At 60.9% G+C, this 21,691-nt stretch carries 20 protein-coding genes; 7 read left to right on the forward strand and 13 right to left on the reverse strand.

What is annotated here, in order from left to right; translation table 11 throughout:
• Positions 1–41: 41 nt before the first annotated feature.
• Positions 42–299, reverse strand: coding sequence for a hypothetical protein (locus tag AC13RM_RS12725; protein WP_374818871.1), 258 nt, complete (start codon positions 297–299; stop codon positions 42–44).
• Positions 300–875: 576 nt separating this feature from the next.
• Between AC13RM_RS12725 and AC13RM_RS12730 the strand changes: the two genes are divergently transcribed.
• Positions 876–1,601 (forward strand): response regulator, encoded by a 726-nt coding sequence (locus tag AC13RM_RS12730; RefSeq protein WP_374818873.1) that lies wholly within the window; start codon positions 876–878, stop codon positions 1,599–1,601.
• The gene (locus tag AC13RM_RS12735; RefSeq protein WP_374818875.1) at positions 1,598–3,097 is read left to right on the forward strand and encodes a sensor histidine kinase; all 1,500 of its coding nucleotides are present in this window, start codon (positions 1,598–1,600) and stop codon (positions 3,095–3,097) included. Before AC13RM_RS12730 ends, AC13RM_RS12735 begins: the two co-directional genes overlap by 4 nt.
• Positions 3,098–3,284: 187 nt before the next feature.
• Here AC13RM_RS12735 and AC13RM_RS12740 read toward each other — a convergent pair whose 3' ends face one another.
• The 4 genes from AC13RM_RS12740 to AC13RM_RS12755 all read right to left on the reverse strand — a co-directional run bounded on the left by AC13RM_RS12740 (position 3,285) and on the right by AC13RM_RS12755 (position 8,467).
• Positions 3,285–4,634 carry a c-type cytochrome gene (locus AC13RM_RS12740; protein ID WP_374818878.1) on the reverse strand — a complete coding sequence of 450 codons (1,350 nt, stop codon included), beginning with the start codon at positions 4,632–4,634 and terminating at the stop codon, positions 3,285–3,287.
• 120 nt (positions 4,635–4,754) lie between these two features.
• A complete protein-coding gene (locus tag AC13RM_RS12745; RefSeq protein WP_374818881.1) occupies positions 4,755–7,019 on the reverse strand; it encodes a xanthine dehydrogenase family protein molybdopterin-binding subunit in 2,265 nt (754 codons plus the stop codon).
• On the reverse strand, positions 7,016–7,477 hold the full coding sequence (locus AC13RM_RS12750; protein ID WP_374818884.1) for a (2Fe-2S)-binding protein: 462 nt from the start codon (positions 7,475–7,477) through the stop codon (positions 7,016–7,018). The genes AC13RM_RS12745 and AC13RM_RS12750 overlap by 4 nt, the downstream gene beginning before the upstream one ends.
• Before the next feature lie 270 nt (positions 7,478–7,747).
• Entirely contained in the window at positions 7,748–8,467 is a 720-nt protein-coding gene (locus tag AC13RM_RS12755) for a CDP-diacylglycerol diphosphatase (protein ID WP_374818887.1), read from the reverse strand.
• A gap of 334 nt (positions 8,468–8,801) precedes the next feature.
• On the opposite strand from AC13RM_RS12755, the gene AC13RM_RS12760 reads away from it, so the two are divergent.
• A complete protein-coding gene (locus AC13RM_RS12760) occupies positions 8,802–9,005 on the forward strand; it encodes a hypothetical protein (RefSeq protein WP_092707204.1) in 204 nt (67 codons plus the stop codon).
• A 72-nt stretch (positions 9,006–9,077) separates the two neighbouring features.
• Here AC13RM_RS12760 and AC13RM_RS12765 read toward each other — a convergent pair whose 3' ends face one another.
• Complete coding sequence (locus tag AC13RM_RS12765; RefSeq protein ID WP_113228424.1) at positions 9,078–9,449, reverse strand: NIPSNAP family protein; 372 nt, start codon at positions 9,447–9,449, stop codon at positions 9,078–9,080.
• Between the two features lie 550 nt (positions 9,450–9,999).
• On the opposite strand from AC13RM_RS12765, the gene AC13RM_RS12770 reads away from it, so the two are divergent.
• The 4 genes from AC13RM_RS12770 to fdxA all read left to right on the forward strand — a co-directional run bounded on the left by AC13RM_RS12770 (position 10,000) and on the right by fdxA (position 14,299).
• Entirely contained in the window at positions 10,000–10,473 is a 474-nt protein-coding gene (locus AC13RM_RS12770; RefSeq protein ID WP_440478254.1) for a (2Fe-2S)-binding protein, read from the forward strand.
• Positions 10,473–11,456, forward strand: coding sequence for an FAD binding domain-containing protein (locus tag AC13RM_RS12775; protein ID WP_488555182.1), 984 nt, complete (start codon positions 10,473–10,475; stop codon positions 11,454–11,456). The genes AC13RM_RS12770 and AC13RM_RS12775 overlap by 1 nt, the downstream gene beginning before the upstream one ends.
• Complete coding sequence (locus AC13RM_RS12780) at positions 11,453–13,741, forward strand: xanthine dehydrogenase family protein molybdopterin-binding subunit (RefSeq protein WP_440478255.1); 2,289 nt, start codon at positions 11,453–11,455, stop codon at positions 13,739–13,741. The genes AC13RM_RS12775 and AC13RM_RS12780 overlap by 4 nt, the downstream gene beginning before the upstream one ends.
• A gap of 216 nt (positions 13,742–13,957) precedes the next feature.
• Entirely contained in the window at positions 13,958–14,299 is a 342-nt protein-coding gene (gene fdxA, locus AC13RM_RS12785) for a ferredoxin (RefSeq protein ID WP_095437155.1), read from the forward strand.
• 66 nt (positions 14,300–14,365) lie between these two features.
• Here the strand turns inward: fdxA and AC13RM_RS12790 are convergent, their stop codons facing one another.
• The 7 genes from AC13RM_RS12790 to AC13RM_RS12820 are packed head-to-tail and all read right to left on the reverse strand — an operon-like array spanning position 14,366 to position 21,691.
• A complete protein-coding gene (locus tag AC13RM_RS12790) occupies positions 14,366–15,763 on the reverse strand; it encodes an amidohydrolase family protein (protein WP_488555144.1) in 1,398 nt (465 codons plus the stop codon).
• A gap of 7 nt (positions 15,764–15,770) precedes the next feature.
• Entirely contained in the window at positions 15,771–16,694 is a 924-nt protein-coding gene (locus AC13RM_RS12795) for a LysR family transcriptional regulator (RefSeq protein ID WP_095437153.1), read from the reverse strand.
• Between the two features lie 35 nt (positions 16,695–16,729).
• Positions 16,730–17,506, reverse strand: a complete 777-nt coding sequence (locus AC13RM_RS12800) for an enoyl-CoA hydratase-related protein (protein ID WP_488555145.1) — start codon at positions 17,504–17,506, stop codon at positions 16,730–16,732.
• The gene (locus tag AC13RM_RS12805) at positions 17,503–18,660 is read right to left on the reverse strand and encodes a CaiB/BaiF CoA transferase family protein (protein WP_488555146.1); all 1,158 of its coding nucleotides are present in this window, start codon (positions 18,658–18,660) and stop codon (positions 17,503–17,505) included. Before AC13RM_RS12805 ends, AC13RM_RS12800 begins: the two co-directional genes overlap by 4 nt.
• Positions 18,657–20,015 carry an FAD-dependent oxidoreductase gene (locus AC13RM_RS12810; protein ID WP_488555147.1) on the reverse strand — a complete coding sequence of 453 codons (1,359 nt, stop codon included), beginning with the start codon at positions 20,013–20,015 and terminating at the stop codon, positions 18,657–18,659. Before AC13RM_RS12810 ends, AC13RM_RS12805 begins: the two co-directional genes overlap by 4 nt.
• A gap of 27 nt (positions 20,016–20,042) precedes the next feature.
• Complete coding sequence (locus AC13RM_RS12815; protein ID WP_440478261.1) at positions 20,043–20,876, reverse strand: ABC transporter permease; 834 nt, start codon at positions 20,874–20,876, stop codon at positions 20,043–20,045.
• Positions 20,873–21,691 carry an ABC transporter ATP-binding protein gene (locus AC13RM_RS12820; protein ID WP_374818918.1) on the reverse strand — a complete coding sequence of 273 codons (819 nt, stop codon included), beginning with the start codon at positions 21,689–21,691 and terminating at the stop codon, positions 20,873–20,875. The genes AC13RM_RS12815 and AC13RM_RS12820 overlap by 4 nt, the downstream gene beginning before the upstream one ends.

The raw sequence follows: 21,691 nt of genomic DNA on the forward strand, positions 1-21,691 counted from the left end.
TTGGATGCGGAAGATGACCGGACAATTTCGATGGCGGACAATCATTGCTGCCGCGCCGAGGAAGCGCCCATCGATGCCACGGTCCTTCGGGCCGGCAGCATAGGTCCGCCGGAAGTCTGCATTGCCTCGTCGAGGCGCTGCTCGAGAACTAGGGGATCGGTTTCGCCCTCGTCGGCGAATTTCATGAGCTCGCGGGCGGCGATGATCGCCGTTCTATCGGCGAACTCTAGGTCGTGCCGGGCGCAGAAGATTTCGAGAACGCGGCGAAGCGTTGCGATCTGTGATAATTCTATGGCCAATTCCATATCCTCCTGTCAGCGTCGATAGTCTCGACCGGGCAAGTGATTTTCGAGCAGGAGGTTAGGACGGTCCTGTCGCAGCTTTGTGCCGGAGATGTAAAAAGCCTGTCGCCGGCAATGGCAGCGCCGGCCATCGGCTCTGGAGCGGGCCGGCGCGGCAATGATTGTCGGGCTGCGGCCGCAAGGGGCCTATTTTTCAGAGCGTACGGCAGGATTGACCTTGATCGAAGCCGGTCGATGCCGCCGTCGTATTTTGCCGATACAGGGCACATCGGCGGTGCGAGAGCTGCGACAGCTTGTTACAAATTTGCCGGCCTGCGGCACATCTATGTGACAACAAGCTTATAGTTTGTCAGCTGCAGGGGGTCTCTTAGCGCAAAATATCAATTGGATTTCGGGGACAGTTTCGATGAAATTCGTATCCTGGCGATACGGCCTGCACCGGCTGTCGTCAGATTTTCAAGTGGGGCACCGCTTGTGGCGCAACCCTCCGGTCTATGTGAAACTTTGATACACTTTTTTCGATGCGGCTCGAAGCGGCCTTCTGTAGAATGGCTTGAGATCGTGGAAACTGTCATGCAAAAAGCTGCGCACATCGCCGTCGTCGATGATCATTCGGACATAAGGGACCTTGTCGGCCAATATCTCGAGCAGCAGGGCTACAAGGTCAGCGTCGCCGATAGCGGGCTGGCCCTGAGACGGATTCTCGAGCGCGGTGCCGTGGATCTGATCGTTCTCGACGTCATGATGCCGGGTGAAGATGGTCTTTCCGTCTGCCGTCATCTCAGGGCGACAACGGATACACCCATCATCTTCCTGACCGCCACGAGCGAGGATACGGACCGCATCATCGGCCTTGAACTGGGGGCTGACGATTATCTGGTGAAGCCGTTCAATCCGCGCGAATTGCTGGCACGCATTCGGGCTGTTCTGCGTCGGGTCAATGGCGTGCCGCAGCAGCAGCGGGAAACGTTGAAAAAGGCGAGGGTCGTTCGTGTCGGTCAGTGGCGCGTCAATATGGGGCGGCAGGAGCTTTCGGGCGATGATGGCGTCGGCATCCCGCTCAGCACCGCCGAATTCCGGCTTCTGAAGGTCTTCCTCGAACGGCCGGGCATGGTGCTCAGCCGCGAACAGCTTCTCGATCTGACGGTTGGCAGGACGGCCGACATCTTCGATAGAAGCATCGACAATCAGGTGAGCCGCCTGCGCAAGAAGATCGAGCCGGACCCGAAGAACCCTTCGGTCATCAAGACGCATTGGGGCGGCGGCTACAGTCTCTCGGCGGATGTGGGGTTCGAATGATCTACTGGTGGAGGAGGAGCCTTGCCGCGCAGTTCATCGGCTTTACCCTGCTTGCCCTTGTCGTCTCGCAGTGCCTGACATTTTCGATTTCCTGGGACGAGCGCACCAAGGCGCTGCATGCCGCCATGAAGAGCGAATTTTTCAGCCGGTGCGCCTCCGTCACGCGCTTGATGGAATCCATGCCCAAGCCGTTGCGTGAACAGGCTCTGTTGGCAAGCGAGACCAGCTATTCCCGTTTCTGGCTTTCGCAGACGGAACCGACGGATGAAAGCGCATGGCGCTCGCGTGCGGCAAACGAACTTGCGCGGCCGATCGAGAATTTTATCGATCTCGGCGCGAAGTACGGCATGCGCTCGAACTCCGATGTCGATCATCTGATGTCGAAGGGGACAATGACGGCAAATGCTGCCGAGGGCTGGGCTACACCGCCGCCAGTTCTCTGGAGCCTGCCGCAGCCGGCAAAATTCGTTTATTTCGGGGATCGCAACGGATACGGCCTTGTCGTCAAGCTCAATGACGGTATGTGGCTGAACACGGCGTTCTATAAGAATGTCGGCGACCGCTGGTGGGATATGAAATCGCTCACCTCTCTTGCGACCACCGCGCTCATCCTGTCACTTATCGGAGTATTCATCGCCAGCCGCATCGCGCGCCCGCTAAGACGGCTTGCCGTTTCGGCGGAGGCCTTGGGGCGCGGCGAAAATCTTCCGCCGCTGCCCGAAGAAGGACCTGACGACATCAGGCGCACGGCCGAGGCGTTCAACAGGATGCAGGAGCGGCTGCATCGCTTCGTCGACGATCGCACCCGGATGCTCGCCGCAATCGGCCATGACCTCAGGACGCCGCTGACTTCGCTCCGGTTGCGGGCGGAATTCGTCAAGGATGCCGATATCCAGCAGAAGATGCTGACGACCATCGACGAGCTTCAGAGCATGACGGAAGCCGCCATTTCCTTTGCACGCGGCGAATCCACGGCCGAGGAAACGCGAGCCATCGAACTGGAGGCACTGGTCGGCAGCATCTGCGACGACCTTGCCGATCTCGGCCTGCCGGTGGAATATCTCGAAGGGCCGAAGACGACCTATCGCTGCCGGCCCGATGGCTTGCGCCGCGCCGTCCGCAATCTTGCGGAAAATGCGGCACGCTACGGCGGCCATGCCAAGGTCCACATTCACCACTCGGCCAGTACCATCGATATCGTCGTCGAAGACAATGGCCCGGGCATACCGGAGGATATGAAGGAAAAAGTCTTCGCGCCCTTCTTCCGTCTGGAAGCTTCGAGAAACAGGGGCACGGGCGGCGTCGGACTCGGCCTGTCTATTGCAAGGGCAGTGGCCCGGCAGCATGGCGGCGATATCCTGCTTCAGCCCAACAATCCCGGTCTGAAGGCTATCATTTCCTTGCCCCAGGAAGGGCAGGTCAAGACGCCCTCGTCGCGGGTGAGCAGGAGAAGAAGGCGGGCGCAAGCTCTCAAGCTTGCCGGGCAGGAACAGTAGATGCTTGATCCCGGCTCATGGCAGGGCAATCGCATGGACTGAAGTCGTTACGGCGTCCCTTCTGCCCGCTGGGGAGAACGAATTTCCAGTGCTCATCCGCCCCATATGCGATAGCTCTGAGGCTTATGGGAAGACAATGCCGTAAGTCACGCGTAGCGGCACGGCAACGGTCAACATGCAACCAGGACTACCGCATCTGCAATATGATCGGGCTGCTGCTTGCCGGATCCGTGTGCTCGCGCAGGGCCTGCACATCGTTTGCTGTAACCGCTCCGCCATGATTTCCCCAGGAAGAGCGCACGAATGTCAGGACATCGGCAATCTGCTGGTCCGAAAGCTGCTGGCGGAACGGCGGCATGCGATAGGCATCCGGGATTCCATTTGCGACGACGCGGCTGGAGCCGTTCAGCGTTACATTGATCTGCGACGCGTTTTCCTTCGCAAGCGAAGCGGCAGAGCCGGCGAGCGGCGGAATCCATTGCTGCTTTCCGCGCCCGTCGACGCCGTGACAGAAGCTGCATTTTGCAACGAAAGTCTGGGCGCCCGGTATCTGCTCACGGTTGGAAATCGATACGTTCTGGGCCGTGGCCCCGTCATATTGCCAGGGGGTGCCGTCGCGGGCGGGATCGCCGGGCAGGGATTTCAGGTAATGGCTTATCGCCTTCAGGTCGTCATCACTCATGAACTGTGTCGAATTGTTGAAGGCATCCGCCATCGAACCGAAGACCACGGCATGACCGTTCCTGCCGTTCTTGAGGAAGGCATAGATATCGTCCTCGCTCCAGCGCCCAAGTCCGGTGTTGGGATCGCCACGCAGGCTCGGTGCATACCAGCCGTCGAGAAGGGCGCCGGAAAGATAGAGCGGGCTGCTCTCATCCAGCGCTTTTTCCGCCATGGTGATTGCGCGCGGCGTATGACAGCTGCCGCAATGACCAGGCCCCTGCACGAGATAGGCGCCACGGTTCCACTGGTCATCACCGGCCGTTTTCGGCTGATAGGTGCCGCCTTCGGTGAAGACGGCATTCCAGAGCGCCAGAGGCCAGCGCATGTTCATCGGCCATTTGATGTCGGAGGGTTTGTCCGCCTGCTTCACAGGCTCGACCCTATTCATGAAATAGGCATAGAGCGCACGAATGTCGTCGTCGCTCATCTTCACATAGGAGGGATAGGGCATGGCCGGATAGAGGCGATGCCCGTCGCGGGCAACACCCTGGCGCACGGCGCGGTCGAAATCGGCGAGCGTATAGTTGCCGATCCCGGTTTCCTTGTCCGGGGTGATGTTGGTCGTGAAAATGGAGCCGAGCGGCGTCCCCATCTCCAGCCCGCCGGCAAAGGGGGCGCTCTTCGGCGTGCTATGGCAGGCGACGCAGTCGCCGAGGCGCGCGACATATTCGCCGTGGCGCAGCAGGTCTTCCGAAGGCGCCTGTATCGCGGCGACATTGTCGAAGGGAGATGCCGGCGTGCGGGTTACGAACCATGCGACGCCGCCGGCCACAAGCACGATGATCAGGAGAAGAACCAGAAGAAGTTTCTTCAAAGGTGTGCCCTCATGTCTTTGCTTCGGGATTTTTTACGCGGTTAGAGCCAACCAAGCCGGCTCTCGGACCGGAAATGAGCCGAGAGCCGGATGTGTGCCTGGCGCAGCGAGTGCTGCGCCTCAGCTTTCAAAGGTGTAGTTGGAGAGGGGCATGCTGCGTATCCGCTTGCCCGTCAGCGTGGAAACCGCATTGGCAACCGCCGGCGGGATGGCTGGCAGGCCCGGCTCGCCGATGCCGCCCATTTCCGCCCCGCTTTCGACGATGCGGACGTGAACGCGCGCCATGCGATCCGGCGGCAGGATCGGATAGAGATCGTAATTGCGCGCCACCGGCTCGCCGTTCTTGTAAACGGCCTCCTCCATCAGAACCTGTGACATTCCAAGTGCGGTCGCCGAATTGATCTGCGCTTCGATGATTGCCGGATTGACGATGCTGCCGGGGTCGATCGCTTCCCAGACGTCATGGACGACGACCTGGCCGTTGCGGATGGAGACCTCGGCGATCGCCGCCGTATGGCTGCCGAAGGGAGAAGCCATGGCAACACCACGTGCCCGTTTGGAGCCATCCTCCGCCGTGAAGGGACCCCGCTTCCAGCCGCCTGAGAGATCGCCGGCCGCTTTCAGGAGATTGCTCAGTCGCTCGTTCTTTTGCAGCAGCTTGAGGCGCAGCTCATAGGGGTCCTGCCCACCCTTGTCCGCCAACTCGTCGAGGAAGGTCTCGTAGAAGAAGTCGTTCATGGAATTGCCGACAGAGCGCCAATAGGCGAGCGTCGTCGGGTTTTTGACGTAGATCTGCGCAATGCGGTAGTTTGGGATTGCATAGGATTTGCCGGTCAGACCTTCCAGGGCCGTCGGATCCAGCGAATCCTCCTTGTGACCGTAGACGCCTTCCGTCGGTCCCTCGCAAGCGCTGATGGCCTCGAGTGCCACCGGCATGCCGCTGGCGTCGAGTGCGCCGCGGAAGCGCACCGCCGCCATCGGACGCATCGGATCGCGCAGAAACTCCTCCTCGCGGCTCCAGATGAGCTTGACCGGCCGCCCAACCTCTTTTGCAAGCTGGATGGCCTGCGGATAGGGATTGGCCGACGGATACAGGAAATGCCGTCCGAAGAAGCCGCCCAGAATGGGGCTATGGATTATCACCTTCGATGGATCGAGCCCCGTCAGCTTGGCTATGTCGGCCTGGAATTGCTCGGGTGCCTGGTTGGGCATCCAGAGTTCGAGACTGCCGTCCGGATTGAAGCGGGCCAGGGTCGATGGCGGCTCCAGCTGCGCATGATGCAGATACTGGCTCCTGTAGGTGGCGGAAACGAAGGTCTTGGCGCCGTCGAACGCTTTGGCGATATCGCCGACATTCTCCGCTTCCTTGCCATTGCCCGGTTCGTTGGCGAGCTTGTCGTTGAAGGCTGTGGTTGAAAAATCGGCGGGCATATAGCGGAGCTCAGGATTGACGTTCGAGCCGGGCTCGCGCCAATCGACCTGGGCGGCCTCGGCTGCACGCTTGGCATTCCACCAGCGTTCGGCGACGACGGCAACGGCGCCGGGCAGGCTGTGGACGGAATGAACACCCGGCATCGCCTTGAGCTGCTCTTCGTTGCGGATCTTGCCGATGGTCAGGCCGAGGCGAGGAGCGTGCTGGACGGCGGCATGCAACATGCCGTCAATCTTGCAATCGATAGCGTAGACTGCCTTGCCTGTCGACTTGTCGTGGATATCGAGCCGCTCAACCGGCTTGCCGATCCAGCGGAATTTGCTTGGGTCCCGAAGCGCCACGCTCTCAGGGGCAGGAACCGGCAGATCCAGTGCTTCACTCGCAACATCGCCATAGGCAAGGCTGCGCCCTGACGCGGCATGGATGACCCGGCCGGGTTCCGTCGTCAGTTCAGTGATCGGCGCATCCAGGCGCTTTGCGGCGGCTTGCAGGATCATGTTGCGGGCGAGCGCGCCGAGCCGGCGCATGGTCTCATAGCTGGTGCGCACCGACATGCTGCCGCCGGTAATGCGCATCTTACCGTGCACGACCAGATAGTCGCTGCCCGTCGGCGCATTTTCGACGATGAAGGTCTTCGGATCGGCATCGAGTTCTTCGCCAACGATCTGGGCCATCGCAGTGAAGACGCCTTGCCCGCCTTCGACGAAGGGGCTCATGAAACGGATGCTGCTGTCCGGGCGGATTTCGAGAAAGGCCGGGACGCGGGTGCCTGGAGGCATTGGGCTTGCCGCCTGCTGGGCTCGCGCGCGGCCAACCGGGACGCCGAAGCCGAGGACGAAAGCGCCTGCTGCTGCACCCGCGGATGTCAGGAGAAAGTGCCGGCGTGAGATGTTGATAGGAGATCCTGTGGGAAACTCATCTTCAGGAAGGAGATTGCGGCTGGTCTCGGTCACAGCGTTTCTCCTTCTTTCGACGAGAGATCTTTGACTGCCGCCTTGATCGCGTTGTAGGTGCCGCATCGACAGAGATTGATCATCGCCGCGGCGATCTCGTCATCGGAGGGATTGGGCGTTTGTTTAAGGAGCGCAGTCGCCGCCACGACCTGCCCCGATTGGCAGTAGCCGCATTGCGGAACCTGATGCTTGACCCAGGCAGCGACAACACGCTTTCCAACCGGATCCGCCTCGATCGCCTCGATCGTCGTGATCTGGCGGCCGGCGACGCTGTCGAGCGGCGTGACGCAGGAGCGCACCACTTCGCCGTCGACGAGGACCGAACAAGCGCCGCATTGTGCCAGCCCGCAACCATATTTCGTGCCGGTCATGCCCAGCTCATCGCGGATGATCCAGAGGAGCGGCGTATCTCCCTCCGAATCGATTTGGTAGGATTGGCTATTGATTTGAAGATTCATGAGGCGCCTCCTGAGGCTTTCGATCGCGAACCTTCAATGCCAGTCGATGATCTGGATGCTCAACGAACGGATGATGCATAGCTCCGGCTCACAACCCGGACTATAACACTGAACCGACCGCATCAAAAAGATTAGTATGTGAAACGCGATAGACGTTAGAAACCAGATTCATAAATCTGGTTTCCAGGCTCATTCGCTCGCGCGAAAGGAGGCCGCCGGATCGAAGAGGTGATCGATGCGGCCCTCGCGCTAAGCCCTAATATACTGATTCTAATGCGTAATCGCGCAGCTATGGTCCTGCACGTCCTCGCCGCCCATGCCGGGCGGTGCGACATCCGTCAGGACGATAAAGCCGGGGCCGTCGGCGAAATCGGCGCCGACAACCACGAGATTGTGATCGCCCATTTCCTTCGCCGGGTCCTTCAATGTCCTGGCGAGCGCCAGAAACGGATTGAAGTCGCCCAGTGTCTCGCCCTTGACTTGGACCGCCAAGAACTTGTGACCGGCGATTGTATCGGGAAGGGGTGTCCAGTCAGCGCCGATCTTGTCCGCATCGGCCTTGAGGGCTGCCCGTGCATCGGCGCTCAGGCAATCGACGTGGATATGCAGCTGGTTCTGCGAGCGCGCCTGCTGCGCGTTGACGGCCAGGCTGAGGCCGTCGCGCGGGAGCGCATGCGGCAACCGGACATTGACATCGGCTCGCTCGGCCCAGGCATCGGCAAAGAAGTTATGCGTTGCAGGATCGAGGAGTGCCGGGCTCTCCACGCCCGTGATCTTGTCGGTCGGAATCAGCAGAACTTGCGCAACGCCCCGCAGATCCTTCAGCATCGCGTAGTGCTCGGCCGTATTCACCGAGAGGCATGGCGCAGTCTGCACCACGCACTTGTCATGAACGATCTTCCAGAGCACGTCGGAGTCGGCGAAGGCCGGCGCGAAAAGGAGGGGGAGGAAAGTTGCGGCAAGAGCCGTGACGCGGCGCGAGAATGTCATGGCAGGAAATTTCCCAGGTTCAAACGGTTTGGCATTGTCCGAAATTCCGGAGGCTTAGCACAGGCCTATTAGGCTGATGTGACGGCTTGACGGCGGCAAGTGTCAAATGCGGGCAAGCGCGTGCGGTAGAGATTGCGCGATATCAGCTTCGCTTCATCTTGGGCTAAGGCCGCTTTCAGTTTGGTTGCCTAAATGGCAGGAGCCGGGGAAAACCATGCCTTGCCCGGGGAGGAAAAGGTCGCTTGCAGTGACCTTCCAAACACCCGCTGCGAGGCGTTCGCAACGCTCGATCGCCGCAACTTTGCGGCAGACAAAAAACGATCAGGAGCTTGAAATGGGTATCGGAAAGCTGATTGAAGAAGTTGCAGGTGCCGTGGCTGCCGACGAGGCCGTTGAGGCTGTCGACCCGAATGCCGGTTTCCTGACGAAGGCCGCTGCTGCCGTCGCCGGCTTTGAAGGCGTCAACAAGCTGACGGACGTGCTGAAGGAAAAAGAACAGGAACCGGCCGCAGACAATAGCGGTGACCAGAACGGCTGACGGGAAGCGGCAAGCACGCCTGCCGAAAAGAGTTTGAAAGCCGGGCATGTCCCGGCTTTTACGTCAGGCCCATTAATCTTCCACCAGTTTTACAGTTTTAGTCTCGGCCTCGACGGCGATAAAGGGGCGAAAGAATCGGGTCGGTTGCAGGATCGAACTGGCGATATTGGCAATGATCGGGCCTGACGTCTCGCTCCTTGCCAGAGCCTCCTTCCAAGCCGGATCAGCCACGAATGCTGCCCATTTCCGCTGGCGCTCCTCTAGCGATTGCCATTCGAGGAAATAGATGAGATCGTTGCTGGACGGCCCGATCATCGTCGTCCAGAAGCCGATGGGGCGGATCCCGAGCCGCTCCCAGATCGCCAGCGTCGCCGTTTCGAAACGCTCCTGGAGCGCTGGCAGCTTGCCGGGCAAGCAAGTATAGATGCGCATTTCATGGATCATGAAAAATCCTCCTTAAGCGAATTCAGAAAAGGCCGAGCCTGTCCCTGAGAGCTCGACTTAAAAGTAGTTGAGCGATAACAGCGGGTTGTGATCCCTTTAGCGCTGAATCAAAATAGGGCTTTCGATGACGTGCGCTACTATTGCTCTATTTGAGCATAACTGAAGCGGGCTTCATGTTTCAAGTGATTTTACGGACCGCGAACGGGCGTTGATCGATCCCATCCCACCGGCCGCAGTGGTGTGCGATCGAGGACAAATAGCACGGGCTCTTTCGGTCCCACCCCTTGCCATCCTCTATCTCGACCGGTTCAAAGCTAGATTCGCCCGGATGTTGGGCTTGACGAAAACAAGCCAGGCATTAATTTAAACGGAGGCGCCTCCGTTTATTCGTGGTGTCCTCTGCTTCCTTGTTCAGATGAGAGCCGACCGTGACAGCACAATCCCATCGGCCCCGTCTTCCTGAAAGAAACCTATAGCAACCGGTAGACCGACGAAGAGTTTCTACTAGATTTCGTAGGTCTCATCTTCGTGACGATGGCAGGAGCTTATCATGACACGAACCATCCATATCGCGCTCGACATCAACGGGCAGCGCCACGAGCTCGATGTCGAGCCGCGTGTAACGCTGCTCGACGCGCTGCGTGAGCATCTTTCCCTTACCGGCACCAAGAAAGGCTGCGACCAGGGACAGTGCGGCGCCTGCACCTGCCATGTCGACGGTAAGCGCGTGCTATCCTGTCTGACGCTCGCCGCGCAGGCCGAAGGCCGCGAGATCACGACGATCGAGGGGCTGACCGGCGAGACCGGCGATCTGCATCCGGTGCAGGCAGCGTTCATCGAGCATGACGCCTTCCAGTGCGGTTATTGCACACCGGGCCAGATCATGTCGGCGGTCGCCTGCATTCGCGAGGGGCATGCCGGCTCGGATGCGGAGATCCGCGAATACATGTCCGGCAATCTCTGTCGGTGCGGGGCCTATAACAGCATCGTTGCGGCGGTGCGCCAGGCGGCGGAGGTGGCATGATGCGCAATTTCTCCTATCTGCGCGCCGCATCGACGGCGGAGGCTGCCCAGGCGGCGCAACAGGCCGGCGCCATGCTGCTTGCCGGCGGAACGACGCTGCTCGATCTCGCCAAATGTGGTGTCGGCCAGCCCGATACCGTCATAGACATTACTCATCTCTCCGGCATGAGCGGCATCACCGTTACCGCCGATGGTGCAACGATCGGAGCGCTTGCCAGGATGAGCGAAGTCGCCGATCACAAGGATATCCGTGCGGCCTTCCCGGCTGTTTCCGAATCCTTATCTCTGGCCGCCTCTGCCCAGCTTCGCAACATGGCGACAGTCGGCGGCAACCTCCTGCAGCGCACGCGCTGTTCTTATTTCCGCGATCCCGGCGCCTTTCCCGCTTGCAACAAGCGCAATCCCGGTTCCGGCTGTTCGGCGATCGGCGGCGTCACGCGCAATCACGCCGTGCTCGGGACCAGCGAGGCCTGTATCGCCTCCTATCCCGGTGATCTGGCGGTTGCTCTGGTCGCATTTGACGCCGTGGTCGAGACGGATCGCCGCAAGGTTGCCGCCGATGATTTCTTCCTCGTACCCGGCAGCACACCGGACAAGGAAACCGTCCTGCAGCGCGGCGAGATCATCACCGCCATCACCATTCCTGCCTTCGCCGCTGCCCGGAACTCCACCTACATCAAGGTCCGTGATCGGCAGTCCTATGAATTTGCTGCCGCGAGTGCCGCAGTCGGTCTGGAGCTCGAAGCCGACGGCAGGACGGTCCGCGATATTCGCGTGGCAATCGGCGGGGTCGCCACCAAGCCCTGGCGGGCGCGTGTCGTCGAGCAGGCGCTGATCGGCAAGGCTCTCATTCCGGAGGCTGTGGAAAAGGCCGGCAGGCTCGCCATGGAGGGTGCCGTCGATCATGGCGGCAACCATTACAAGATCGAACTCGCGCCGCGCGTCATCGCCCGTGCCATTTTGAAGATGGGAGGTCTCGCATGACCATGATGGAACCCCGCAAACATGGCGACGCTTCCGACGGTACGGTCGGCGGTCGTCAATCGCGCTTCGAAGGCAATATGAAGGTGACGGGTGCGGCGACCTACGCGCTGGAATACCCGGTCGAAAACCTGGTCTACGCTGTCCTCGTCCAGAGTACGATTCCGGCTGGCCGCGTCATCGAGGTCGATGCTTCGGCAGCACTTGCGGTGCCGGGCGTGCTGCTAGTGCTGACACCAGAGGACGATCTCGGTCTCAAGCTTGCCGGTGATTGGGGCGGCAACAAGCCCGCCGACGGCCCCTATTATCCCCTGCCGCGCGAGGTGCAGTTTAATGGGCAGTCGATTGCCGCCGTCGTTGCCGAAAGCCGCGAATTGGCGACGGAGGCCGCCAGGCTGGTGCGCATCAGCTATGAAGAGAGCAAGCACGTTGCCCATCTCAACGATCCGAATGCCGGCGAGGGCAAGCTCATGGAACCGCTTTCGGTTGCCTGGGGCGATGCCGAGGCTGTCCTTGCCGCATCCCCGGTTAGGATCGAAGCGGAATATTCGACGCCGCGCGAATATCACGTCGCGATGGAGCCGCACGGTCTGACGGCGAAATGGGATGGCGACCAGCTGACCATCTGGGAACCGAGCCAGTGGTCGCATGGCATGGCGCGCATGTATTCGGAATGGTTCGACATGCCCTATGAGAATGTCCGAATCATCTCGCCTTTCATCGGCGGCGGCTTCGGATCGAAGGGGGTGCCGCTTGCCTATGGCGCGGTCGCCGTTGCGGCTGCAAGAAAGCTCGGCCGGCCGGTCAAGCTCGCAGTCACCCGGCCGCAGAATTTCACAAGCTATGGCGGGCGTGCTGCAACCCGACAGAAGATCGCGCTTGGCGCGACGCAGGACGGTATCCTGCAGGCCATCGTCCATCGTGGCGCCAGCGAAACCTCGGTCGATGCCGACTGGCCGGAGCAGACGGGCGCGGCAACGTCGATCCTCTACAAGGTCGAGAATTTCTCCTCGCAGCATCGCGTGGTACCGGTCAATAGCGTGACGCCCGGCGCCTTGCGGGGACCGGGCAAAAATCCGAGCGCCTACGGTATCGAATGCGCGATCGAGGAACTGGCCTACAAGCTCGGCATGGATCCGCTCGAGCTCAGGCTGAAGAACTATGCCGATCACGACTATCAATCCGGCAAGCCATGGTCGACGCGTCGGCTGCGCGAGGCGCTGACGGAAGGTGCTGAAGCCTTCGGTTGGTCGCGGCGCAGCCACGCGCCGCGCTCGATGCGCGACGGCAAGACGCTGATCGGCTGGGGTATCGGCTGCGGCACCTTCCCGGTCATCCGGGCGCCGAGCGAGGCGATGATCCGCATTCTGGGGAACGGCCGGGTCGAGGTTATCAGCGGCGCCATCGATATGGGGCAGGGGACCTATACCATCCTTGCCCAGAGCGCCGCTGAGGTCTTCGGCATCCCCGTGGATCAGGTGGACGTCCATCTCGGTGATTCACGCCTGCCGGGATCGGCGATCGCTGGCGGCTCGATGCTGGCCGGATCGATCATGGGTGCCGTCCACAAGGCAGCGGTCGCAGCGCGCGACGAACTCATCGGCCTTGCCCTCAGCGAAGCAAACTCGCCCTTCCGCGAGACGGGCGCGAACACGCTGAACTTCGCCGAGGGGCGCATCGTGGCACCGCGCGGCGAGACGCCATCGCTGACGCTGGCGGAACTGATGTCGGCGCTGAAGCGTGAGGAGATCGAGGTCCGGCGCAATACCCTGCCTGACGGTGCGAACGCCCAGGAACAGCTCCAGGCATGGACAACCATGGCTAGGGTTCAGGGGCCGACGATGGGTGATTATTCCATGCACAGCTGGTGCGCCCATTTCGCCGAAGTGCAGGTCGACGAGGATTTCGGTACGGTGCGCGTCTCCCGCATGGTCTCCGCCTTCGATTGCGGCCGCCTTTACAATCCGCGGCTGGTCGAAAGCCAGTGGCGCGGCGGCATCATCATGGGCATCGGCCAGGCACTTCTGGAAGAGGGGCTAGTCGATCAGCGTAACGGACGCACCGTCAACAACAATGTCGGCGACTATCTCGTTCCGACGAACTCCGACATTCCGGATATCCAGGTGATCTCCGTCGGCGTGCCGGACCATAATGCCTCGGCGCTCGGCGGCAAGGGCGTCGGGGAAGTCGGTATCGTCGGCGTCGCGCCTGCCATCGCCAACGCCGTGTTCCATGCCACCGGCAAGCGTGTCCGCGATCTGCCGATAACGCTGGAAAAGTTGCTCTAACGGCAGTTCGGATTGAGCCGCATTGTGTAAATGAATGCGGCTCAAATGCCTCAAGCCTATCTCAACTCCGGTGCGTGGGTGTCTTTCAACAGATTTCCTTTCACCGGAGCGTTGCCGGTTTGGCAATCAAAAGGCCGAAAATCGGCGCTTCTTCAGAACGCTCCCTTTTGCCATAGTTCATCGAAAGCGCTCTTGAGAGCGCTGCGAGGCGACGTCATGGCTTACGTAATCACCGAACCCTGCATCGATACGAAGGACGGCGCCTGCACCGTCGCCTGTCCGGTCGATTGCATCTACGAGGGCGGGCGGATGTTCTACATTCACCCGGACGAGTGCATCAATTGCGGCCTCTGTCTTTCCGTCTGTCCTGTCGATGCCATCCTGTGGGACGAGGAAATGCCGGCGGAGCGGCTGTTCCTGCGCGACGTCAACCGCGATTTCTTCGCTGACGGTGTGACCGGCTGGGGCGCCCCCGGCGGCTGGGACAAGAGCCGCACGACCAGCCTCGATCATCCCTTCGTGACGGCTTATGATGGAGCGCCCGAAAATCGCTTGTGATGCAAGGCATGTCTCGATTGGGTCTCGCCGCTGCCCTTTGTGCAGTGGTCGTTGCCTCTCGCGATATCAGGAAATGCCGGGCCAGCTCGCATAATAGGTGCGCGTCGCTTCCGACAATGCGTTGACGAGAGGCCGTTGCCGCTCAAGTCTCGGCAGATCGGCTCTTGCCTGCGCCAGGAGTTCTGCAAGCGCAGCGTCGAAGTCGACGCCTGTCAGCCTACCCTCGCGCATCACTTCGTGGCCAGCCACGACAAGTCCGCTGGCATATCGCGCGCTCATGCGCGTCAACAGGACCTCCGCCTCGTCGACATCATCGAACAGCGCATCGGCGATTAGAGCTTTATAATCGATGATCGCATAGTCCTCCGCACCCTTGGCATTGATGACCTGCCTCCCAACCCGGATTGCTGCGTCGAATACATTCTCGGCTGTCAACCGTCGTGTCAGGCTACGTCCGCCATGCAGCAGATAAAGGAGACGCATTTCCCGCCAGAGATCCTGATCGTCATCCAGGCCGGTACCGTCGAGGCCGATGGCGAAGGCGGGACCGCCGAATTCGATCATGGATGCGATCGGAGCGATGCCCGAGCGGAGGAGCAGATTGGCTGAGAGATTGCTGACGAGCTGCACGCCGCGCTCGGCAAGCACTTCAAGTTCGTCGGGGCGCAATTGGACGCCATGGGCGATGGCGAGCCGCGGCGACAGGAAGCCTATGCTGTCGAGATAGTTGACGATGCCCTCGGGAAAGCGGCGGTCCAGCCATAGGCGCTGGCGCGGACTTTCGAGCAGATGCATATGGATGCGCCTGTTGTGGAATGCTGAAGCCTCCGCAATCGCCTCAAGAAGCGCGTTCGAGCACCATTGCGGCCCGATCGGCCCATACTGCACATCGACCAAGGGGCTGGTGTTGGCCGCAGCGACCGCCCCAACGGCTGCAAGTTGGGTGGAGATGGGAGCGTAGGCCGGAATGGTCGGCTCCAACACCTCCCAGTCACTTGCCGGCAGAAAGGATTTGAGCCGTTGTGGCCCGCCATCATAGGCCCAGGCATCATGGTCGAGCAGCGGGCAGGAAAGCGCAAGTCGAATGCCGATATCGCCTGCGGCCCGCATGACGGCGCTTGCCTCGTCGACCAGACGATCGACATTGAGGGAATTATGGCAGTGCATCGTCGCGCCGACACCGGTTTTGGCCAGCCGGCCGAATGCGACAAGCGCCTCGAGATAGGGATCTGTGCGCGGCCGCAGCCTCAAGCCCGGTATCCATACCTCAAGCGCGTCGTCGACCGCGCCGAAATCAAGGGTGCGGATGCCGTAGCCATGGTCATGGGCGTTGACGGGCGAGGGCAGGATGAGGTCGCCGGGTTGCGCAGTCGTAGCATCGAACCGCAATGGCAGGTCTGTCAATCTGTCGAAACGTGTGGCCGGGCCATAGCCAGGACATTTGAGCAGGCGGATCTTTTTCATGCTTTTCTCATCTGCTGACGATGGCTCTCAAATCCTCGCCGAACCTGCGCAGCTCGGTATTAAGCAGCTCGATGACTGCTTGGCTGGCATGGGTTAGATGCCGATCGCGCGGCACGAAAATAGCGATATCGACAGTGCTGAGCTTGAAGTCGCGAATCGGGATGGCAACGATTTCGCCCGTCTGGATTTCCGGCCAGAGTCCAACCGGGGTAAAAAAACCAATGCCGTCACCCGACATGATCAATGGTTTGAGAAGGATTGGATTGTTGGATGCGACCAAGGTTCGCCCCACCCGATTGAGCCCCGCAAGTTCGACTGCTATCGCCGAACTGACGACTTCGCTGTCGAGCGCCAGAAGCAGCTTATATTGGGCGCATTCTGGCAGCGTCACCGATTTCGCCCGCGCCAATGGATGCGATGAAGCGACCATGGCCATGAAGGCTGTGCGGATCGAGCCCACAAGCTTCAGGTCATGTGGGGTCGCAAGGTCAAAGCTGATGCCGATATCAATGTCGCCAGCCGCGATGAAATGAAAAATATTGTTGTAGGCTCCCGCTCGGACGCGAAAATCGACCGCAGGATGCAGCCTATGAAACCTCTTAATGAAATCAGGAAGAAACGTAACGAGGAGGCTGTCGAGGGCGGCGATGTGGACGCGGCCCGTATTCTTTCCCTGAAGGTCACCGAGATTGGACTTCATTACCTCGAAGTCCTGCAGCGTCTCCTTGGCATGGCGCAGCACGATTTCGCCGGCAGACGTTAGGCGCAAACCGTCGGAAAAGCGCTCGAACAACGGTGTTCCAAGCTCGTCTTCCAATTTCTTGATCTGGCGGCTGACGGCGGAGGTTGCCACATGCAGCTCTTCGGACGCCTTGCGGATCGATCCGGAGCGTGCGACCTCGGCGAAATACTTCAGGATGCTGGCATGCATAGAAAGCCCTCGGCAATCTCGAAGCTATAGCATGCCTATCTGCCGCGCCAAACGGGTGCCCGCTTCTCGCGGAAAGCCGCCACACCCTCCAGGGCATCCTCGCTTTTCAGCGCCTTGATGAGCGCCGGCGTGCGCAATGCCTGAGCCTCGACCGGGCTCAAATGGGCGGTGCGATTGACCGTCTGCTTGATGGCCCGGAGCGATAGCGGCGCACAGGCGACGATGTCCGAGACCCAGCGATCGACAGCCGCATCCAGCCCTGCGGCCGATACGACTTCGTTGACGACGCCATAGCTTGCCATCTCATTCGCACTGAACTGCCGCCCCGTCAGCATAACGGCCATGGCGCGGTTGAACGGGATCTTGCGCTGCAGGAGCACCATGCCGCCATCGAGCGGCATGCGGCCGACGCGGGCTTCAGGTAGACCAAAGCGGGCCGTTTCCACCGCAATGACGATATCGCAGCCGAGCACCATCTCGAAGCCGCCGCCAAGCGCATAGCCGTTGACGCGGGCAATCACGGGCACGTCGAGCGAGCGGCGGAAGGCGAGGCCGCCAAAGCCGTTCTCCCGCCCGACGGTCCAATAATCGACGCCGGAACTGCCGCTGCCGCCTTTGAGGTCGGCGCCGGCGCAAAAAGCCTTTTCGCCGGAACCGGTCAGGACGACGCAACTGATATCGTCGCGCCTCTCGATCTCCGTCCAGATCGCCTCAAGTTCGGCTTCTGTCTCGGCATCGACGGCGTTCATCCGGTCGGGCCGACCCAGCGTGACGCGGGCGACGCGGTCTTTTACGGTGAAGGTAACGCTCATGCCGCGTCTCCCTGCACCTCGGAAAGCGAGGCGAGAATCTCGTCATTGTGCTGACCGAGCTGCGGCGGCGCGATCCGAACAGTCACCTGAGCAGCCGACATGTCGATCGGCGAGCCGATCAGGCGGATCGGACCGGCGGCGGTCTCGCCTGCCTCGAGGATCATCTTGTTGATGATCGTCTGCTCGTCCTTCAGCGCCTCGGGGAGTGAACGCACCGGCGCGCAGAGGATGTCGACGCCTTCCAGCCGTGCAATCCAGTGCGCAGTGCTGTTCTTGGCGAAGTTGTCGCGGAAGATCGCCTGCAATTCCGGCCGCCGCGCCATCTGGGCATCGAAATCTTTGTAGTGCGGATATTGCGAGAGGTCCTCGATCTCCAACGCCTCGCAGATGTCGCGCAAGGGGTTCGGCTTGAAGGCGCCGACCATGACGATCGCACTGTCGGTTGTCTCGAAAACACCCGTCAGCGGAAAGGCGCCCCAGTTTAGATCCTTCTGGCGCATCAGATGCGTCGTACCCTCCTGCATCTGCATGGCGATCATGGAGTTGTAGAGGCTGACGGCGACCTGTTGGCCTTCGCCGGTCTTGTCGCGTTGCAGAAGAGCAAGCAGGATACCTTGGACGAGGTGCATGCCGGCAGAATAATCGGCAAGCGGTGTGGCATAGATCGAGGTCGGGTGGCTGTTGTCCGACTTGCGGCGCATGACGCCGGAGACGGCCTGCGCCAGCACGTCCTGGCCGCCCTTGTGCTGATAGGGGCCGGTCAGCCCGAAACCCGTGCCGACGGCATAGATCAGGCGCGGATTGGTCTTCTTGAGATCCTCATAGCCAAAACCCATGCGTTCCATGACGCCGGGCCGGAAGTTGTTGACGACCACGTCGGCAGTCTCAAGCAGCGCCTGGACGGTCTTGCGGGCGCCGGCATCCTTCAGATCGAGCGCCAGGCTCTTCTTGTTGCGGTTCAAAGAGCAGAAGACCGGGTTGTTGAGCCCGTCCGGATCGGAGCCGAGCGACCAGCGCGAGAGATCGCCGATCTTGACCTTTTCGATCTTGATGACTTCGGCGCCGTAGTCGGCCAGGACCTGCGTGCAGGAAGGCCCGAGCATAACCTGTGTGAAGTCAATCACGCGGATTCCGTCGAGTGGCAAAGTCGTCATTCTGCAGCCTCCAAATATGTCGCGTTCTCCGAGGGAATGTCGCCGGGATCGGCGCCCTGGGCCCGCATCTGTTTCTGAATTGCCTTGACATCGGCCTTGCGAACGGTCGTACCGGCATTGAGGGCGACGGTTGCGGCGACACCCGCCGCCTCGCCCATCGCCATGCACGGTGGGATCTCGCGACTGGATTTCTGTGCTTGCGGCGTTGAAGAATAATGCCGGCCGGCAACGATCAGCTGGTCGACCTCCCTCGGCAACATGGCGCGGTAAGGCGTGTAATAATCGCGGCCGCGGCAGACGGTGTCGGCAAAATGGCGGCGGGTCATGACGTCGTCCTTCGTCACGACATAATCTCCCTGCAGCAGCCGCGTCTGGCGCACGCCGGTCTGCGGTGCGAAATCGACGACATAGGCATTCTCGAAGCCGGGCATCTTTTCCCGCGCGAAATCGAGCAGCTTTGCGATCCGCGAGCGGCCTTCCATCTCCGCTCTGGTCAGGTCGTCGACCTTTAGACCACTCAGCGTCGGCATATGCGGGCAGTTCAGCCAGACGACGCCGGGCAGCGGCGTCTTCAACCACCAGAAGGACCAGCAGCCGCCGATCAGTCGCTTGGCTTCATGATCGAGCGCCTTGAAGGCTTCCGGCTCCTGCTGCTCGAAACGCTCCGCCGCTTCCGTATCGACGCCGCCCCAGCGCGAAACCGTCGTCAGGATGAAGTTGGATTCGACATGGGAAGCGCCTGCGCTTGCGGCGACATCGAGATCGCCCGTCGTGTCGATGACGACATCACCAAGGATCGCCTGCATGCCTTCCTTGGTCTGGCAGATCACGCCCTTGATTGTGCCATCCTCGACGATCGCCGAGGAGAACCAGCTATGGGTCCTGAGCTTGATCCTCGCTGCGGCGATCATGTCGTAGGCGGCGCGCTTAAAGGCGTCGGGATCAAAGGCGGCCGAAAAGCAGATCGGATGCGGCATCGACTGGGTGTGGAAGTCGAAGAGGCCCCAGCGCGCCCAGCGCTGCCAGGCCTCCGGCGTATCGCGGAATTCGATCAGGCGATCGCGATCCGTCGGGGTCACGCACAGTCCCCAGCGCTTCATGCGCTCGATCATCTCTATGCAGATGCCGCGCACGGTGATTTCAAGCTCGTTGATCATGTCGTCGAGCACGAGCACCATGCCGCCGGCGGCAAGTCCGCCGACATAGGGATAGCGTTCGAGAAGCGTGACGCTGGCGCCGTTGCGTGCGGCCGAGACGGCTGCGGCAATCCCTGCCGGGCCACCGCCGACCACGACCACATCGGAGCGATCGACGACACGGATATCCCGTGCAGGCTGGTGAATAACCTGTTCCATTGGTGTTCCCTCGATGTTTTCTAAGCTTTAGTGCTGTCCAGCCGGCTTCCAGCGGATCATCTTCGCCTCGGCGACCGAGACGATGAAGAAGAGGATCACGGCCAGCAGCGCGGCAATGACCACCGTCGCGTAAAGCAGCGGCGAGCGGAAATTGTAGGTCGCCTCGATGATGAGCGCGCCGAGCCCGAAGCTGGAGCCGATCCATTCCGCCACGATCGCGCCCATGACGCTGCTCGTCGCGGCGATCTTCAGCGCGGCGAACAGGAATGGCAGCGAGCTGGGGAGACGAACCTTCCAGAGGATCTCTGAATTGCTGGCCGAAAGCACCCGCATCAGGTCGAGCATGGCGGGGCTCGCGGAGCGAAGTCCCTGGACCATGTTGACCAGCGTCGGGAAGAAGCAGATCAGGCCGGCGATGATAATCTTCGGGGCAACGCCATTGCCGAAGATCAGAACGAGGATCGGCGCCAGCGCGATGATCGGGATCGCCTTGACGAAGACCGCGATCGGATAGAAGGCCTTTTCGGCAGTCGCGCTGTGGACGAACCAGATCGCCAGCAGGATGGCGACGAGATTGCCGAAGACGAAACCGAGAACGGCCTCGAGCACGGTCGGCAGGAAGTTTCGCGTCAGTGTCGCGGCATTGTCGCGAAAGGCGTAGAGCACATCGAGTGGGCTCGGCGCCATGAAGGTCGGGATCTTGAAGATCCAGATGACCGCCTGCCAGAGCACGATGCAGCCGAGTGCTGCAAGGATCGCCGGCATGTGCGAGGAGAGAACGCCGACGGTGGCGTCGAGAATGGCGACCTTGCGCGGCGTCTTGGCAATACGGCCGAAGTCGGAGTGCACGGCGTTGCTCATATGCATTCCTCCAGCAGCGCGCGCAGATGCGCTGTGACTTTGATGAAGTCGACCGTGTCGCGCATCGCAAGGGTGCGGGGATAGGGAAGATCGACCTCCATGAACTCTTTCACCCGGCCGGGATGCGCCTGCAGCATCAGCACGTGCTGACCGAGGAAGACCGCCTCAGGAATGGAATGGGTGACGAAGACGATGGTCGTGCCGGTTTCGCGCCAGATGCGAAGCAGTTCTTCATTGAGCTTGTCACGGGTGATTTCGTCCAGGGCGCCGAAAGGCTCATCCATTAAAAGGATACGCGGCTTGGTTATCAGGGCGCGGGCGATGGCGACGCGCTGGCGCATGCCGCCGGACAATTCGTGCGGCAGGGCATTTTCGCGACCCTTGAGACCGACGAGGGCGAGCAGCTCCATGGGATCGGCATAGGAACTCTTGTCGTGCTTGCCGACTTCCAGCGGCAGGCGGACATTGTCGATGACACTCCGCCACGGCAAAAGCGTTGCCTCCTGGAAGACGAAGGCAAAATCGCGACCCTCACGTGCCTCTCGTGGCGACCGGCCGAACACCGAAACCGACCCGTCGCTGATATGGACAAGATCGGCGATGCAGCGCAGCAAGGTCGACTTGCCGCAGCCGGATGGCCCGAGCATGGTGACGAACGACCCCTCGGGAATGTCGACGGAGACATTGGAGAGAGCGGTGAACTCGTTACCCTTGTCGCCGAAGCGAATGTCGAGATCGCGAATAGAAACCGCGAGCCTCGTCGTTTCGGCTGCTGGTAGCGGCTGTTGCTGCTTGATGGTAGCGGCGCTCATCAT

This window comes from Martinezella sp. CNPSo 3732 (genome assembly GCF_057784515.1).